14 protein-coding genes are annotated in these 15,194 nt (G+C 72.8%); 12 read left to right on the forward strand and 2 right to left on the reverse strand.

Annotated elements, in window-relative coordinates; genetic code table 11:
- The first annotated feature begins 115 nt into the window (after positions 1 to 115).
- The 4 genes from hemL (at position 116) to ACTVAJ_RS23395 (ending at position 3,622) form a co-directional block, all read left to right on the forward strand.
- The gene (gene hemL, locus ACTVAJ_RS23380; RefSeq protein WP_470390384.1) at positions 116 to 1,411 is read left to right on the forward strand and encodes a glutamate-1-semialdehyde 2,1-aminomutase; all 1,296 of its coding nucleotides are present in this window, start codon (positions 116 to 118) and stop codon (positions 1,409 to 1,411) included.
- Between the two features lie 41 nt (positions 1,412 to 1,452).
- Entirely contained in the window at positions 1,453 to 2,088 is a 636-nt protein-coding gene (locus ACTVAJ_RS23385; RefSeq protein WP_470390385.1) for a histidine phosphatase family protein, read from the forward strand.
- A gap of 222 nt (positions 2,089 to 2,310) precedes the next feature.
- Complete coding sequence (locus ACTVAJ_RS23390; RefSeq protein WP_013155353.1) at positions 2,311 to 2,409, forward strand: 30S ribosomal protein bS22; 99 nt, start codon at positions 2,311 to 2,313, stop codon at positions 2,407 to 2,409.
- A 223-nt stretch (positions 2,410 to 2,632) separates the two neighbouring features.
- Entirely contained in the window at positions 2,633 to 3,622 is a 990-nt protein-coding gene (locus tag ACTVAJ_RS23395) for a Rossmann-fold NAD(P)-binding domain-containing protein (protein ID WP_470390386.1), read from the forward strand.
- 229 nt (positions 3,623 to 3,851) lie between these two features.
- Here the strand turns inward: ACTVAJ_RS23395 and ACTVAJ_RS23400 are convergent, their stop codons facing one another.
- Positions 3,852 to 4,649: an HAD family hydrolase gene (locus tag ACTVAJ_RS23400; RefSeq protein WP_470390387.1), complete on the reverse strand. Its 798-nt coding sequence runs from the start codon at positions 4,647 to 4,649 to the stop codon at positions 3,852 to 3,854.
- 280 nt (positions 4,650 to 4,929) lie between these two features.
- Here ACTVAJ_RS23400 and ACTVAJ_RS23405 point away from each other — a divergent pair, with 280 nt between their 5' ends.
- From ACTVAJ_RS23405 to ACTVAJ_RS23425, 5 genes are all read left to right on the forward strand, one after another.
- Positions 4,930 to 6,099 carry a putative quinol monooxygenase gene (locus tag ACTVAJ_RS23405; RefSeq protein ID WP_470390531.1) on the forward strand — a complete coding sequence of 390 codons (1,170 nt, stop codon included), beginning with the start codon at positions 4,930 to 4,932 and terminating at the stop codon, positions 6,097 to 6,099.
- Between the two features lie 236 nt (positions 6,100 to 6,335).
- A complete protein-coding gene (locus ACTVAJ_RS23410; RefSeq protein WP_470390388.1) occupies positions 6,336 to 7,031 on the forward strand; it encodes an LmeA family phospholipid-binding protein in 696 nt (231 codons plus the stop codon).
- A 565-nt stretch (positions 7,032 to 7,596) separates the two neighbouring features.
- Positions 7,597 to 7,899 carry a TlpA family protein disulfide reductase gene (locus ACTVAJ_RS23415; protein WP_470390532.1) on the forward strand — a complete coding sequence of 101 codons (303 nt, stop codon included), beginning with the start codon at positions 7,597 to 7,599 and terminating at the stop codon, positions 7,897 to 7,899.
- A gap of 556 nt (positions 7,900 to 8,455) precedes the next feature.
- On the forward strand, positions 8,456 to 9,301 hold the full coding sequence (locus tag ACTVAJ_RS23420; protein ID WP_470390389.1) for a sulfurtransferase: 846 nt from the start codon (positions 8,456 to 8,458) through the stop codon (positions 9,299 to 9,301).
- The gene (locus ACTVAJ_RS23425) at positions 9,298 to 9,603 is read left to right on the forward strand and encodes a DUF1416 domain-containing protein (protein WP_470390390.1); all 306 of its coding nucleotides are present in this window, start codon (positions 9,298 to 9,300) and stop codon (positions 9,601 to 9,603) included. Before ACTVAJ_RS23420 ends, ACTVAJ_RS23425 begins: the two co-directional genes overlap by 4 nt.
- A 123-nt stretch (positions 9,604 to 9,726) precedes the next feature.
- Here the strand turns inward: ACTVAJ_RS23425 and ACTVAJ_RS23430 are convergent, their stop codons facing one another.
- Positions 9,727 to 10,182: a winged helix-turn-helix transcriptional regulator gene (locus ACTVAJ_RS23430; RefSeq protein WP_470390391.1), complete on the reverse strand. Its 456-nt coding sequence runs from the start codon at positions 10,180 to 10,182 to the stop codon at positions 9,727 to 9,729.
- 89 nt (positions 10,183 to 10,271) lie between these two features.
- On the opposite strand from ACTVAJ_RS23430, the gene ACTVAJ_RS23435 reads away from it, so the two are divergent.
- The 3 genes from ACTVAJ_RS23435 (at position 10,272) to ACTVAJ_RS23445 (ending at position 15,192) form a co-directional block, all read left to right on the forward strand.
- The gene (locus tag ACTVAJ_RS23435; protein WP_470390392.1) at positions 10,272 to 11,507 is read left to right on the forward strand and encodes an MFS transporter; all 1,236 of its coding nucleotides are present in this window, start codon (positions 10,272 to 10,274) and stop codon (positions 11,505 to 11,507) included.
- Positions 11,508 to 11,756: 249 nt separating this feature from the next.
- Positions 11,757 to 13,850, forward strand: coding sequence for a hypothetical protein (locus tag ACTVAJ_RS23440; protein WP_470390393.1), 2,094 nt, complete (start codon positions 11,757 to 11,759; stop codon positions 13,848 to 13,850).
- An 85-nt stretch (positions 13,851 to 13,935) separates the two neighbouring features.
- Positions 13,936 to 15,192 carry a MurT ligase domain-containing protein gene (locus tag ACTVAJ_RS23445; RefSeq protein WP_470390394.1) on the forward strand — a complete coding sequence of 419 codons (1,257 nt, stop codon included), beginning with the start codon at positions 13,936 to 13,938 and terminating at the stop codon, positions 15,190 to 15,192.
- The last annotated feature ends 2 nt before the right edge of the window (positions 15,193 to 15,194 follow it).

Below are 15,194 nucleotides of genomic sequence, written 5' to 3' on the forward strand. Positions count from 1 at the left end.
CCCGCGTCCGCGCCACCGGTCCGGTCCCTCCCCGGGGACTGAGCACCGGCGTCACCGGACGCGGTACGGGGCGGGTCACGGTCGCCGGACCGGACGCAACTGACACACTGGTGACGTGGGTATTCAACAGACTTCCGCAGAGCTCTTCCAGCGTGCCGCCGCCGTCGTCCCCGGCGGTGTGAACTCCCCCGTGCGCGCCTTCGGCGCCGTCGGCGGCACCCCGCCCTTCTTCGTCAAGGGCGAGGGCCCCTATCTCACCGACAGCGAGGGGCGCCGGTACGTCGACCTCGTGTGCTCCTGGGGGCCGCTCGTCCTCGGTCACGCGGACCCCTCCGTCGTGGCGGCCCTCCACTCCGCGGTCGACGCCGGGACCTCCTACGGCGCTCCCACCCCCGGCGAGGTCGAGCTCGCCGAGCTCATCGTCGAGCGCACCCCCGTGGAGAAGGTCCGCCTGGTCAACTCCGGTACCGAGGCGACCATGTCCGCGATCCGCCTCGCGCGCGGCTTCACCGGTCGCGGCAAGATCGTCAAGTTCGCGGGCAACTACCACGGCCACGTGGACGCCCTCCTGGCCGCCGCCGGGTCGGGCCTGGCCACCTTCGCCCTCCCCGACTCCCCCGGCGTGACCGGAGCCAGTGCCGCCGACACCCTCGTGCTGCCCTACAACGACCTCGACGCCGTCGAGCGCGCCTTCGCCGAGCACGGCGGCGAGATCGCCTGCGTCATCGCCGAGGCCTGCCCCGCCAACATGGGCGTCGTCCCGCCCAAGGCCGGGTTCAACGCCCGCCTCAAGGAGATCGCGCACGCCAACGGCGCCCTCCTCATCCTCGACGAGGTGCTCACCGGCTTCCGCGTCAGCTCGTCCGGCTGGTACGGCCTGGAGGGCGTCGCCCCCGACCTCATGACCTTCGGCAAGGTCATGGGCGGCGGCCTGCCCGCCGCGGCCTTCGGCGGCCGCGCCGACGTCATGGACCGCCTCGCCCCCGAGGGGCCCGTCTACCAGGCGGGGACCCTCTCCGGGAACCCGCTGGCCACCGCCGCCGGAATCGCCACGCTGCGCGGCGCCACCCCCGCGGTCTACGCCCACATCGACCGCGTCTCGGCGCAGGTCGAGTCCGAGGTCTCCAAGGCGCTCAGCGAGGCCGGTGTCCCCCACCGGGTCCAGGGCGGCGGCAACCTCTTCACGGTGTTCTTCACCGACCGGGACGTCCACGACTTCGACACGGCGCGCACCACCGACACCTCGGCGTTCGCCGCCTTCTTCCACGCCATGCTCGACCAGGGTGTCTACCTGCCGCCCGCGGCCTTCGAGGCGTGGTTCTTCTCCTCCGCCCACGACGACACCGCGATCGACCGCGTGGTCTCGGCGCTGCCCCGTGCGGCCCGTGCCGCTGCGGAGGCCCAGGGCTAGCCCGGCGCGCCCACGAGTTCAGCACACGAAGGACGACCACGATGACGACGACCACCGTCGTGCACCTGCTGCGTCACGGCGAGGTGTACAACCCCGACAGGATCCTGTACGGCAGGCTGCCCGACTTCCACCTCAGCGACAGGGGCCAGCAGATGGCCGAGCTGGCCGCCGAGTGGTTCGACGGACATGACGTGGCCGCCCTGTTCTCCTCCCCGCTGGACCGCACGCAGGAGACCGCGGTCCCGCTCCAGAAGCGGCTCGACCTGCCCGTCGCCCTGGACGACCGGCTCATCGAGTCCGCCAACCACTTCCAGGGCATGTCGCTGTCGGCCCGCTCGGTACGCGACCCACGGGTGATCCGTCGCATGTACAACCCGTTCCGCCCGTCCTGGGGGGAGCCCTACACCCGGATCGTCGCCCGCATGGCCGAGGCGATCCGGGCCGCCCGCCAGGCCGCGTGGGGCCGTGAGGCGGTGTGCGTGAGCCACCAGCTGCCGATCTGGATGGCCCGCCGGGCCGCCGAGCACAAGCACCTGTGGCACCGCCCGGACCGGCGCGAGTGCAACCTGGCCAGCGTCACGTCGTTGACCTTCGCCGACCAGCGGCTGACCAGCGTCAGCTACGCCGAACCGGCCGCCGAGCTGTACTCGGACGGTATGGCTCTCCCGGGGGCGTGACCCTGACCGCGTGCCCGTACCGGTAAGCTGGGGCTTCGGGTGCGGTGGGCGTACGCCTCAGCCGTCGGCCTCACCGGGGTCCGCCCCGGCCGCACGGGCCACCCCGCGCCCGGCACAGGTCGGTGCCCCGCGGGCACGGCGACCGCATCCGAGCTCCATGCCGGTAGGCACCGCCCACTGGTGCGGCATGTCCGGCACTCTAGTCAGCGAGAAGGTGATCCCATGGGTTCCGTCATCAAGAAGCGCCGTAAGCGGATGGCGAAGAAGAAGCACCGCAAGCTGCTCAAGCGCACGCGTGTGGCGCGTCGCAACAAGAAGTAGGACCGGTCGCGGCGAACGTCGTCTCTCCGCGGGCGTGGGCGGGCCCAGAGCGCGCCCTCGGACGCGGAGACACCACCCTCTCCTGTGGTGTCGAGCGGCGCGCAGGAATTTTCCGGGCGGGCCACTGTTGTGGTTCACGGGTCACGACCTCCGTTTCACCTCCTCGTGAACGGTCGTTGACCTCCCGGAATCTCGGCTCCCGTCTTCCAAGGAACGTGTCGCCATGACTCGTGTCGTACTCGTCACCGGTGTCTCCAGCCCCATGGCTGCCAGGGTCGCTCGGACCCTGGAGGGGGCGCCCGGTGTGCGCCGGGTCGTCGGGGTGGACTCCGCTCCGCCCTCCGGTACGGGGTGGTCGGCCTACTCGCCGGAGGGGGCGGAGGAGACCGACGGCGGCGGTTCGCGTCGTGAGTACGCCCACGTCGACCTGCACGACGAGAGCCTCCCCCAGATCGTCGCCGACTCCGGCGCCGACCTCGTCCTCCACCTGGGGCTCGACGCCGACCGCGGTCCCCACCGCGAGGACCACCTGCTGGGCACGATGCGCGCTCTGACCGCCGCCCAGCGCTCCGCGTCCGTCCGGCGGCTCGTGGTGCGTTCCAGCGCCACCCTCGACGCCGACGACGCGGCCGAGGTCGAGCGGCACACCCGGGGCCTCCAGCGGCGCCGGCCGGATCTTTCCGTGGCGGTCCTGAGGTTCGCCAACCTCATCGGGCCCTCCACCGACACCCCCCTCACCCGTTACCTCGACTCCCGTGTCGTCCCGACCGTCCTCGGCCACGACCCGCGTGTCCGCTTCCTCCACGAGGACGACGGAGCCGAGGCGCTCGTGCGGATGGCACTGAGCCAGGAGACGGGCTTCTTCGACCTCGCGGGCAAGGACTCCGTGCCGCTCTCGCACTGCCTGCACAGGGTCGGCGGCCAGCGCCTCCCGGTGCCCGCCTCCGGCCTCAGGATGCTGCGAGGCCTGGCCCGGAACGGCCGGATCGCCTACGCCAGCGCCAACGCCTCGCGTACCGTCCGCGCCGCCGTGAACGCCTCCCGCTGGGACACCGCCCCCCTGGAGCGCGTCCTGCGCTGGTCGCCCGCCTACAGTTCGGCGCAGGCCTTCGAGTCCTACGCCTCGTCCCGCGCCGCCGCCCAGCCTCCGCGCGGTCCCGGGCTGCGTCCCGTCCACGTACTCGCCCTCGCCCGGGCGACGCTGGGGCGCTGAGGCTCCGTGTCCTGTCCGGGCCGCCGCCTCGCCTCGGCCCGTGTCCGGGCGCCCCGGACACAGGGATTCTTCATCCCCGCCTGACCCGTGTTCCCCGGTCGCGGCTCGACCCGCCCGCCCGTCGCCCACCGCCACCCTCAACGGACGCCCACGGCGCAGCCTCGATCTCGTGGAACCCCGGCGGCGCCCGAACGAAACCCCCTGGGGTGACCGCTCCGGGTGGCGGACCTCAGGCCCGGCGGCGGTGCCGGACCGCGCGCATCGCCACGCCCCCGGCCACGGCGCCCGCCACGGCCGCGGGCACGGCCACCTTCAGTGCCTTTCTGTGTCTGCGGAAGTCGTGCACCGGCCACTGGTGGGTGCGCGCGTACCTGCGCAGGTCACCGTCGGGGTTGACCGCGTGCGGATGGCCGACCAGCGACAGCAGCGGGAGGTCGTTGGAGGAGTCGCTGTAGGCCGAACAGGCCGTCAGGTCCCATCCCTCCTTCCGCGCGAGGGCGCGCACCGCCACCGCCTTGGCGGGTCCGTGCATCAGGTCGCCGTTGAGCCGCCCCGTGTACACGCCGTCGACGCACTCGGCCTCGGTGCCCAGCGCCCCCGTCAGTCCCAGGCGTCTGCGGATGATCTGGGCGAGTTCGACCGGCGTGGCCGTCACCAGCCACACGGGCTGCCCGGCGTCCAGATGGCGTTGGACGAGCCTGCGGGTTCCCTCCCAGATGCGGTCGGCCATGGAGTCGTCGTAGATCTCCTCGCAGAGCGCGACCAGGTCGCCCACGTCGTGCCCGGCGACGAACGCCAGGGCCGCCTCGCGCGCCGCGTTGATGTGGTCGGGCTGCTCGGCGCCGGTCACCCGGAACACCGTCTGCCCCCACGCGAACCGCAGCAGGTCGCGGGTGGTGAACAGGTCCCGGGACGCCAGGCCCCGTGCGAAGTGGTAGATCGACGCGCCCCGCATGAGGGTGTTGTCCACGTCGAAGAATGCGGCTCCCGGCCCCGCCGAGGGCGGGCGCGGCGCGTCGTACGGCACGGTTCTCTCCTGGCTCGGCTGGGGGAGGCGGCCCTCCGATGTCCGGGGTGACGCTCCCCGCTGATCCGAGCCTACGGGCACCGGTGAGTCGCATGTGGTCACCGGAGCTCCGGTGCAATCCTGGTGATGAAGGTCACATCCGGATGGGCGGGTTGTGCCGCCACTCTGCGGGATCTTCCTCCACACTGACCTCCCCGGCGCTCGTGACGTGCACATCCACCTGTGAACGTGCAGCATGATGGTCGGGATGGTGACGGTAGGACTGGCATTCACAAGCGCGTTGGTGGCCTGGAGCGCCACCGCGGCCCTGGCCGCGTACGCCCAGCGCCGCCCCGGTATCGCCAGGGTCGGCTGGTTGGTCGCCGCCCTCGGCGTCGCGGTCGGCCTGAGCGCCGCGGTGCTCGGCACGATCCTGGACTTCGGTCCGCTCACCTTCCGGCTCTACCAGATCGGCGTCAGCCTCCTGGCCCCGCTGTACATGGCCTGGGGCGCGGTCGAGTACGGCGTGCGCTCCGCGCAGGGCCGGTTCACCGCACGCCTGTTCCTCAGCGCCCTCACGATCGTTCCGCTGGTGGTCCTGTCCGTCGACCGGGTCAGGAGCCAGTTCGGGCGCTCCTACCCGGCGTTCGCCGACCACTACGACATCATCCCCCAGTGGCTCGTCGGCGCGGTCCACATCCTGGTCCTGGTCCTCCTCGTCTGCGCGGTCGTCGGCATCCTGCGCCGGCCCGGCCGGAGCCGACCGCTCCCGGACCTGGCGGTGGTCGGACTGGTCGCACTGGCCGCCGTGCTCAGCGTGGTCGTGGGCCGGCTGGGGCTCGGTGCCCTGGGCCCGCTGCTGATGCTCGGCTCCGTCGCCGCCCTCTGGGGGGCCTCGGCGGTGGCCGTGGGAGCGCGCCGCCGCGACCGGTTCGAGGATGAGGATCCCTACGACGACGAGGAGCCCTACGATGGCGGGGACTCCTATGACGAGGGCCCCTACGACGGCTACGACGATGCCGACGAGCCCTTCGAGTCCTACGCCGATCCCCAGGAGGAACCCGTGCGCCGCAGGCGTCGCAACCCCGCGCCCGAAGACGACCGCCACGACGCCCCGCCGCCGCGCCGGGCACCGTCGCGGCTGCGCGGCGTCATCACCATCTACACCCTCGCCGAGGGGCGGCAGGACGGGTTCGACCAGATCGCCGACGCCGTCGTCGACCAGGTCGCCCACCAAGAGCCGGACACCCTCCTCTTCGCGTGCCACACGGTGCCCAACGCCCCCCTCCAGCGGATCGTCTACGCGATCTACCGCGACGAGCTCGCCCGCGAGGAGCACGAGCGCCAGCCGCACACCCTGGAGTTCGCCCGCCTGAGCGCCACCCACGTGGTCGCCACCAACGTGATCGAACTCTCCCTCTCCGGCGCCTCGGCCAGCGACGGCCTCGCCGCCATGCTGATGCCCGGCTGAGGCCCCTCCAGCCAGGGACACCACGCGGTTCCCCGCGGCGCGAGGTCTCGAACCGGTGTCGTCGGCCGACGTCGACGAACCATCATGAGGCCCGCGACGTCGCATTCCGGGTGAAGTACCCTTCCCTACAGGTTTTTCATGACCGGCCCCATCGGGTGCCGACGGCGTGTGACCTAGACCGGTGGGACGAACCGGCCGACAGGCGCGCCTGAGCGAAAGAAAGTGTGCTGGGACTCATGCGTAAGTTCCTCGTCGTCCTGTTGTTGCTCCTGGGAGTCGCGGTGGTGGTCGCCGACGTGGCGCTGCGCGGTGTCGCGGAGGGTGTGGTCTCGGAGCGGATGGCCCAGCGGTTGGACATGGCCGAGGAACCGGACGTGGCCATCGAGGGGTGGGCGTTCCTGCCCCAGGCCGTCACCGGTGACTACTCGCGGATCACGATCACCGCTGACAGCGTCGCCACGGCCGGAGTGACCGTCGAGCAGATCGAGGCGTCCGCGAGCGACGTCCGGGCGCCCCTGGCCGAGCTGCTCGACCAGCCCGAGGTCGTCGCCGGGACGGTCGACGGGTCCTTCGTGGTCCCCTACTCCTACTTCAACTCCCACCTTCCCGAGGGCATGACGGTCACCACCGAGGGCGGCGAGCCGCGCATCACGGGCGAGCTGGCCCTTCCGGAGCTGGGTCTGAGCACCTCCGTGTCGGCGGGCGGCGAGTTCACCGTCGAGGGCGACACCGTGCGGCTCACCCCCGTGGACGTGCAACTGGGCCAGACGCCCATCGACCCCGGCCTCGTCGAGGGCATGCTGAGCTTCAGCGTCCAGGCGCCCGAACTCCCCTTCGGCCTGACCGTCACCGACATGGAGGCCACCTCCAACGGTCTGCGGATCACCGGAGTGGGCCGGGACGTCCCGCTGATGGGCTCCGAGGCCGTCTGACCGGGGCTGTGCCCGCCGTGGTCCTGCGCTGCGCTTGGGACCGGGTCCGGGCGTCCTCGGGGCAGGTGTGCTGCCCGCCCGTCGCCCGCCACCACCCTCAACGGACGCCTACGGCGCGGCCCCCATCCATGAGCACCCCGCCGGCGCCCGGGCTGTGTTTGTTGTGGTCCTGCGCTGCGCTTCGGACCGTGTTCGGGCGCCTGGGAGGCGGTGTGCTGCCCGCCCGTCGCCCGCCACCACCCTCAACGGACGCCTGCGGCGCAGCCCCCATCCATGAGCACCCCGCCGGCGCCCGGGCTGTGTTCGTCCTGGTCCTCCGCTGCGCTTCGGACCGTGTTCGGGCGCCTGGGAGGCGGTGTGCTTCCTTCTCGGCTTCGCCTGTCGCTCGTACCTCGCTCGCGGCTCACCTCGTCGTGCAGCACCCCGCCGGCGCCCGAACGGTGACCCCCGGGCGACCTCTCCGGACAACAGATCCGGCCGACCCACACATGGAGGGACCGTGAACGACCACGACCGACCGGACGGTGTCGGCGGCGACACCGCGCAGCCCTGGGACGGCCAGGTCCTGGTCGCCGGGGACCTGGGCGCCGACACGGGTGAGCGCGCCACGCTCGTGCAGTTCTCGACGGCCTTCTGCCAGCCGTGCCGGGCCACCCGGCGCATCCTCGACGACGTCGCCGGCATGGTCGCGGGTGTGGCGCACGTGGAGGTGGACGCCGAGTCCAGGCTCGACCTCGTGCGCAGGCTGGGCCTGCGGGGCACCCCCACCGTCCTCGTCCTGGACGCCTCCGGCAGGATCGTGCGCGGTGCCGCCGGCCAACCCCGCAAGGCCGACGTGATCGCCGCGCTCGGCTCGGCGATCCTCTGAGCGGCGCGCCGCGCGACCGCCCCAGCGGAGCCGACACGACCTGCTGTGATCCAGCCCACCCGTGACAAACGCCTCGGCCGACCTGTAGCGTCTACGACGTGACTTCCTTGACGAGCGCGTTTCTGACGAAGCGACGGGCAGTGGACTACTGCCACGTCGCCGCCGCGCTCTGTCTGTGTCCCTAGGGCGGACGGGCCTCCCGGCCCTCGCTCCCTCCGTGCCACCGGTCCGTTCTCCGTGCACGCAGTAGGGGACCCCACGCCATGCAGGTCGGCCCTCGCGGGCGGCGTCCCGCCGTCCCGACATCCTTCTCTCCCGTGATCCACGGTTCCGTCGCCGTGCCCGGTGTCCGCCGGGCACCGGACCGGAGCCGGGCGGGAGCGGGTCCGGAGCGCCGGCCCGGCACACCGCGTTCCACCGTCCCCGACCGGCGGGGCCGGGGACGCCGCGTCCGCCCGCACACTGATCGCCTGACCCCCGACCTCCGGACGCCGTACGGCCGGAGGGCACCGACCAGCACACGCGACACCGCATCACGAATCACAGGAGGTTCCCCATGAGCCGCTCCGACGTCCTTGTGGACGCCGACTGGGTGGAGGCTCACCTGGACGATGACAACGTGGTCCTCGTCGAGGTCGACGAGGACACGTCCGCCTACGACGGGGGCCACATCCCCGGCGCGGTCAGGATCGACTGGAAGAAGGACCTCCAGGACCCGGTCCGCCGCGACTTCGTCGACCGCACCGGGTTCGAGAAGCTCCTGTCCGCCAAGGGCATCGCCAACGACGACCTGGTCGTGCTGTACGGCGGCAACAACAACTGGTTCGCCGCCTACGCCTACTGGTACTTCAAGCTCTACGGCCACGACAGCGTCCGCCTCATGGACGGCGGCCGCAAGAAGTGGGAGCTCGACTCCCGCGAGCTCGTCAAGGAGGTCCCGGAGCGGGCCGCCACCGAGTACAAGGCCCAGGAGCAGGACCACGCCATCCGGGCCTTCCGCGACGAGGTCGTCGCCGCGATCGGCGCCAAGGACCTGGTCGACGTGCGCTCGCCCGACGAGTTCACCGGCAAGCTGCTGGCTCCGGCGCACCTGCCGCAGGAGACCTCCCAGCGCCCCGGCCACATCCCGACCGCGCGCAACATCCCGTGGGCCAAGACCGCCAACGAGGACGGCACGTTCAAGACGGCCGAGGAGCTGCGCGAGCTCTACACCGAGGCCGGCGTGGACCTCGACAAGGAGATCATCGCCTACTGCCGTATCGGCGAGCGCTCCTCGCACACCTGGTTCGCCCTGCACGAGATCATCGGGCTGGAGAACGTGAAGAACTACGACGGTTCCTGGACCGAGTACGGCTCCCTGGTGGGCGTTCCGGTCGAGCTCGGAGAGGCGGAGGCCAAGTGAGCGACAGCTGCGGAGCTCCGGTCGGGGGCGTGGCCCTCGCCGACGTTGACGCGGGTGACCAGGCGGTCATCCAGGGCACGGTGACCCGTGACGGCAAGCCCCTGCGCGGTGCCTACGCCCGGCTCCTGAACGACTCCGACGACTTCGTGGGCGAGGTGGCCACCGGCGACGAGGGCACCTTCCGCTTCTTCGCGGCCGACGGGGCCTGGAAGGTGCGGGTCCTGGCCTCCCAGGGGTTCACCGGCGAGTACCCGGTGACCGCCGAGGTCGGCAAGGTCATCGACATCCAGGTGCAGGCCTGACCCACGGGCTCGGTCGCGGGCGCCGCCGGGCGTCCAGGGCCGGACCGGTGCGGATGCGGAGCGCCGGTGCCGACGTGAGAGCGTCGGCACCGGCGCTCCGCCGTGTCCGGGGTCCGACCGCCGTCACGTCCGTTCCGCCCGGCCCACCTTCCTGACGACGACGTCGTCGGGGCCGAGCGCCCCTCCGTCAGCGGCGCGCACCTCCAGGGCGCGGGGAGGACGGCCCCGGCCGTCGAGCATCTCCGAGTGCGGTTCGCCGGGGTCGAAGAAGTGCGCCTCACCCCACTGGCGCAGCGCCACGATCACGGGGAAGAGGTCCCTCCCCTTCGGGGTCAGGACGTACTCCCGGTAGGAGCTCCCGTCGGACGCGGGGACGCTCTCCAGGACCCCGCCCTCGACCAGCGTCCGCAGGCGGGCGGTGAGGATGTTCCTCGCCACGCCCAGGCTCCTGCGGAAGTCACCGAAGCGACGGCTGCCGTCGAAGGCGTCGCGCACGATGAGCAGGGACCACCAGTCACCGATCGCGTCGACCGAACGCGCGACCGGACACTCGCTGTCGTCGAACCTCGTCCGCTTCACCACGGCATCCCCCGCTCTTTCTGGTTGCAACATGATACCAGTGATGGCTATCGTCCCTTTAGGTAGCAACTTGAAACCAGGAGGGGTGGATGAACGACGGAACCAGGTCGCCCAGCGACGCCGGGAGCCCACGGCGGACGGTACCCGGCGGTCCGCTCACCAGGGGCGTCACACTCCTCGTCGCCGTCGCCAGCGGCGCGGCCGTCGCCAACGTCTACCTCGCTCAGCCCCTGCTCGCGACCATGGCCCGGGAGTTCGCGATCGGGGAGGCGGCCGCCGGGGCCGTCGTCACGTTCACCCAGACCGGCTACGCCCTGGGGCTCCTCCTCCTCGTCCCCCTCGGCGACATGCTCGACCGGCGGCGCCTGGTCGTGCTCCAACTGGCGGCTCTGGCGCTGGCCCTGGTCGTCAGCGGTACGGCACCCGTCGCGGCGCTCCTGCTGGTCGGTACGGCGGCCGTGGGCCTGCTGGCGGTGGTGGCCCAGACCCTGGTGGCGCACGCCGCCTCGCTCGCCGAGCCGGAACGGCGCGGAAGGGTCGTCGGGTGCGTCACCAGCGGCATCGTGATCGGCATCCTGCTGGCGCGCACCGCCTCCGGAGCCCTGGCGGACCTCGCCGGCTGGCGTTCGGCCTACCTCGTCTCGGCGGCGCTCGTCTGCGCGACCGCCCTGGTCCTGTACCGGACGCTCCCCGCCGGGCCCGCGCCCGCCCCCGCCGTGACCTACGGGCGGCTGCTCCGCTCCACCCTCACCCTGTTCGCGACGGAACGCCTCCTCCGGGTACGCGCGCTGCTCGGCCTCCTCGTCTTCGCCGCCTTCAGCACCCTGTGGAGCTGCGTGGCACTGCCGCTGAGCGAGCCCCCGCTGTCCCTGTCGCACACCGCGATCGGCGCGTTCGGGCTGGTGGGAGCGGCGGGAGCCCTCGCCGCGACGGCGGCGGGCCGCCTCAACGACCGGGGGCTGTCCCACTGGACCACCGGTGCCGGACTGGTCCTGCTCACCGCCTCCTGGCTCCCCCTGGCGTTCGCGCACCGGTCGCTCTGGGCCCTGGCGGTGGGTGTGGTCGTGCTCGACCTCGCCGTGCAGGCCGTCCACGTCACGAACCAGAGCCTGGTCCACGCCCTGCGTCCCGAGGCGGGAAGCCGCCTGATCGCCGGGTACATGGTCTTCTACTCGATCGGCAGCGCCCTGGGCGCCATCGCCGCGACCGGGCTCTACGCCGCCTTCGGATGGGGGGCGGTGTGCGCTCTGGGCGCCGGGGTCAGCGCGCTCGGCTGCCTGGTGTGGGTGTGGGCCGCAAACGTCCCGCCGTCCCCCGCCGCGTGACCCCCGGCCGCGGCTGCTCCGGGGCGCGGCACGCCGGTTGTCCACAGGCGGGGCGAAGAGACTGGCAGGCCGTCGTGCGGCCTGCTTGACTTGGTTCGGCGGGCTGGTGACGGCCTCATGCCCCACTCCGGGCGCGCCCGGAGCCCTCCCCGAGGCCGGTCAGGAGGTGTTCGGACGGTGCCCAACCCACGGTCAGACGGCTCACCCAGAGGAGGGTCCGGGAGGACCTACCTCGGTTGGCGGCACGCCGTGCTCCTACCGCACCCCGGCCCGGCTCCGCGCCGACCGGCACCCGACGAGCAGCGGACCCTCAGCGAGGAGTGGATCGCCGGTCAGCGTGACAGTGAGGCCCGGACCAACCGCCCCCTGTACGCGGTGCTGGGCGGGTTGGCCCTGCTCACCGTCCTCGTCCTCGCCCTGTGGTCGCAGCGGATCCTTCCCGCCGCGCTGGCTCAGGGGGCCGTGTTCGCCTGCGCGGCCGTCGCCGCCCCGGTGGGCTTCGCGCTGGTGCAGAGCCGTCAGGTGATCGCCCAACGCCTGGCCAGGGCCAGGGAGAGGCTCGCCGCCGAGCGGGAGGAACGTGACCGCGTCCTGCACGAGCGCCAGCGCGAGCACGCCCGGCGGTACACCGAGTGGCGGGCCGCGAGCCGCGCGTACGAGGCGCAGCCGCGCTGGTACGGGGTCACCGTCCCGGCCGACCGGGAGTCCGTCGTCGTGGTCGGCGGAACCGACGCCGGCTGGTCCGCCCTGCTCACCACGGTCGGGGTCGCGCGGCTGCGGGAGGGCGGGGACCTCACCGTCGTCGACCTCACCGGCAGGGCGGTCGCCCGTGAGCTGGTCCGGCTCGCCCGGCGGTGCGCCGTGGCCCCGCGCCGCTGGGTGCTCCCCGCCGACCTGCCGCGGATGACGCTCGGCACCAACCTCGACGCGGGCCAGCGCGCCCGCGTGCTGTCCGCGGTCGCCGCCGCGTCGGGAGAGCCCGAGGACGCCGACGCGGACGAGACCCTCCTCCTGCGCCTGCTGGAGGTGCTCGGACCGCGCGCCGGGATCGCCGAACTCATCGGCGGACTGCGCACCCTGTGCACGCCGGAGGGCGACGAGGCCGCGGACGACCCGGCGCTCGGGCTGCTGTCCGCCGACCAGCGCGCCCGGGTGCGCGAGCGCTGCGCCGACATCCCCGGAGCCTGGGAGCGGGCCTGGGAGCTGGAGCGGCGGCTGAGCCCGTTCGAAGCGGTCGGGACCCGGGCCGAGGACGGCACGTACGCGCAGGTCAAAATCATCTCCACCGACCGGGCCTCCGGTGAGGTCGCGGCCCGGGTGTACGGCACCTACGCGGTGGCCGCGCTCAGCGAACTCCTGGAGGACGGCCCCGGCGGCGGCGCGGGGACACCCGGGGGCGAGCCGCGCCGGGCGCGCCCGAACCGCACCCGCACGGTCGTGGTCTGCGGGGCCGAGACCCTGCCCCAGGGCGAGGTGGACCAGATCCTGCGTGCCGCGGCCGACGGGGGCGTGGAGGTCGTGCTCATGTTCCGCACCCCGGTTCCGGCCGCCCTCACCCGGTTCGCCGACCCCGCCTGCCTACCGGTGGTCATGCGCCAGCGCGGCGGGTCGGCGGACGCGGTCGCGCGCGCCCTGGCCGCGGTGCCGGGGGTGGCCGACCACCCGGACACCGGGATCGGGGCGCACCAGCTCAGTGAGGTCATCGGTGAGGCGGTCGGAGCCGCGGTCACCGAGCCCCACCCGGACCCGGAGGCCGAGGCGGAGGCCGACGACCGGTTCTTCCCCTCCCCGCACACCGAGTCGGGCGCGATGATCCGCGACACCGCCTCCGGCATCGCCCCGCTCGACCTCGTCCGCCATGTGAGATCGGCCACGGCATGGGGAAGGGCCACCGCGCAGGCCGAGGAGATCGACACGCCCGCCGTGGCCGACGCGGAGGGCGAGGGGCCGCTGCGCCCCCTCGGCCTGGACGCCGGGTCGCTGCGGCGGCTGCCGTGCACGGCGGCGCTGGTTCTGGGCGACGAGGGGCCTGTTCTCACGGACACCAACCCGGGTATTCTCACCCTGTCCACAGCCACTCTGGCCACGGTGACGGACTCCCGTACCACCGGCCACGGCGCGGACGCGGTGTCCGACACGGACGAACGGGCCACCGCGCCGGGCGACCGTGCCGATCGCCTTCGGCCACGGATCGCGCCCGCGGGCCGTCCCCCGGCCGAACGGGAGTCGGCGCCGAGCCGACCCGATCCCCTCCGCCACGGCACGGTCACCGACGAGGAGGTGCCCGAACGGGTGCCGCCCAACCTGGGGCCGCCGCCCGAGCGTCTGGACTGGCGGGTCTGACCGGAGGTGGACAATAGTCTTGGCCCGACACGTCACCCGCGACCATCACGTACCGGCGCGGGCGATCCAGCGACCTGGAGAATTGATGAGCGAGCTTCCCCTGCGCGCCCAACTGGCATCGGTACTGGGCAGGAGTGCGGCCAGCCTGTCGCGCGCGACCGGACGCGGAGACGGTTCCGTGATCGGTGGCCGGGTCGCGCTCAAGGTCGAACCCGACCTGCTCGCCAAGCTCGCCCAGGGGCGCCGCCTGGCCCTGGTCAGCGCCACCAACGGCAAGACCACCACCACCAAGCTCATCTCGCAGGCCCTGCGCGAGCTCGGTGAGGTGGCCACCAACGAGTTCGGCGCGAACATGCCCACCGGGCACATCACCGCGCTGTCCGGCAACGCCTCCGCCGTCAACGGTGTGCTGGAGGTCGACGAGAAGTACCTCCCGCAGGTCCTGCGCGCGACCAACCCGGCCTTCGTCGTCCTGATGAACCTGAGCCGCGACCAGATGGACCGCGCCTCGGAGATCAACCTCCTGGCCAAGAAGTGGCGCACGGCCCTCGGCGAGACCAACACGCACGTCATCGCCAACGCCGACGACCCCCTCGTCGCCTGGGCGGGACTGGGCGCGCCGAACGCCACCTGGGTGTCGGCCGGTCAGCGCTGGAAGGAGGACTCCTGGTGCTGTCCCGAGTGCGGCGGCCACCTCAAGCGCGACGTCGACCCGTACTGGGAGTGCCCCGAGTGCGGCCTGGCCCGGCCCCGGACCACCTGGGGGGTGGAGAACGAGACCGACTCGCTCGTGTGCCCCGACGGCCAGCGGGTCCGGCTCCAGCTCAACCTGCCCGGTGACGCCAACCGGTCCAACGCGGCCATCGCCGCCGCCACCGCCGCCGGGTACGGCATCCACCCGGTGCGCACCGTCGAGCGGCTGCGCGAGATCACCTCCGTCGCGGGCCGCTACACCTCGGTGGTCACCATGGGCGTGGAGATGCGGCTGCTGCTCGCCAAGAACCCCGCCGGGTGGCTGGAGTCCTTCGCCGTCCTCGACCCGCCCCGGGTTCCGGTGATCCTCTCCGTCAACGCGCAGATCCCCGACGGCAAGGACACGTCGTGGCTGTGGGACGTGGACTACACGGTGCTGCGCGGACGCCGCGTGTTCGTCATGGGCGAGCGCCGCACCGACCTCGCGCTGCGCCTGGAGACCGACGGCGTGGCCTTCGAGACCGCCGACCGCGTCGACGAGGTTCTGGGCCGGCTCAAGGCGGAGCAGCCCGACATCACCAAGGTCGACGTCATCGCCAACTACACCGCCTTCCAGCAGATCCGCACGGCCTACGGCCGCGTCCAGTAGGG

This window comes from Nocardiopsis sp. KDC1DS13DA1 (assembly GCF_055632325.1).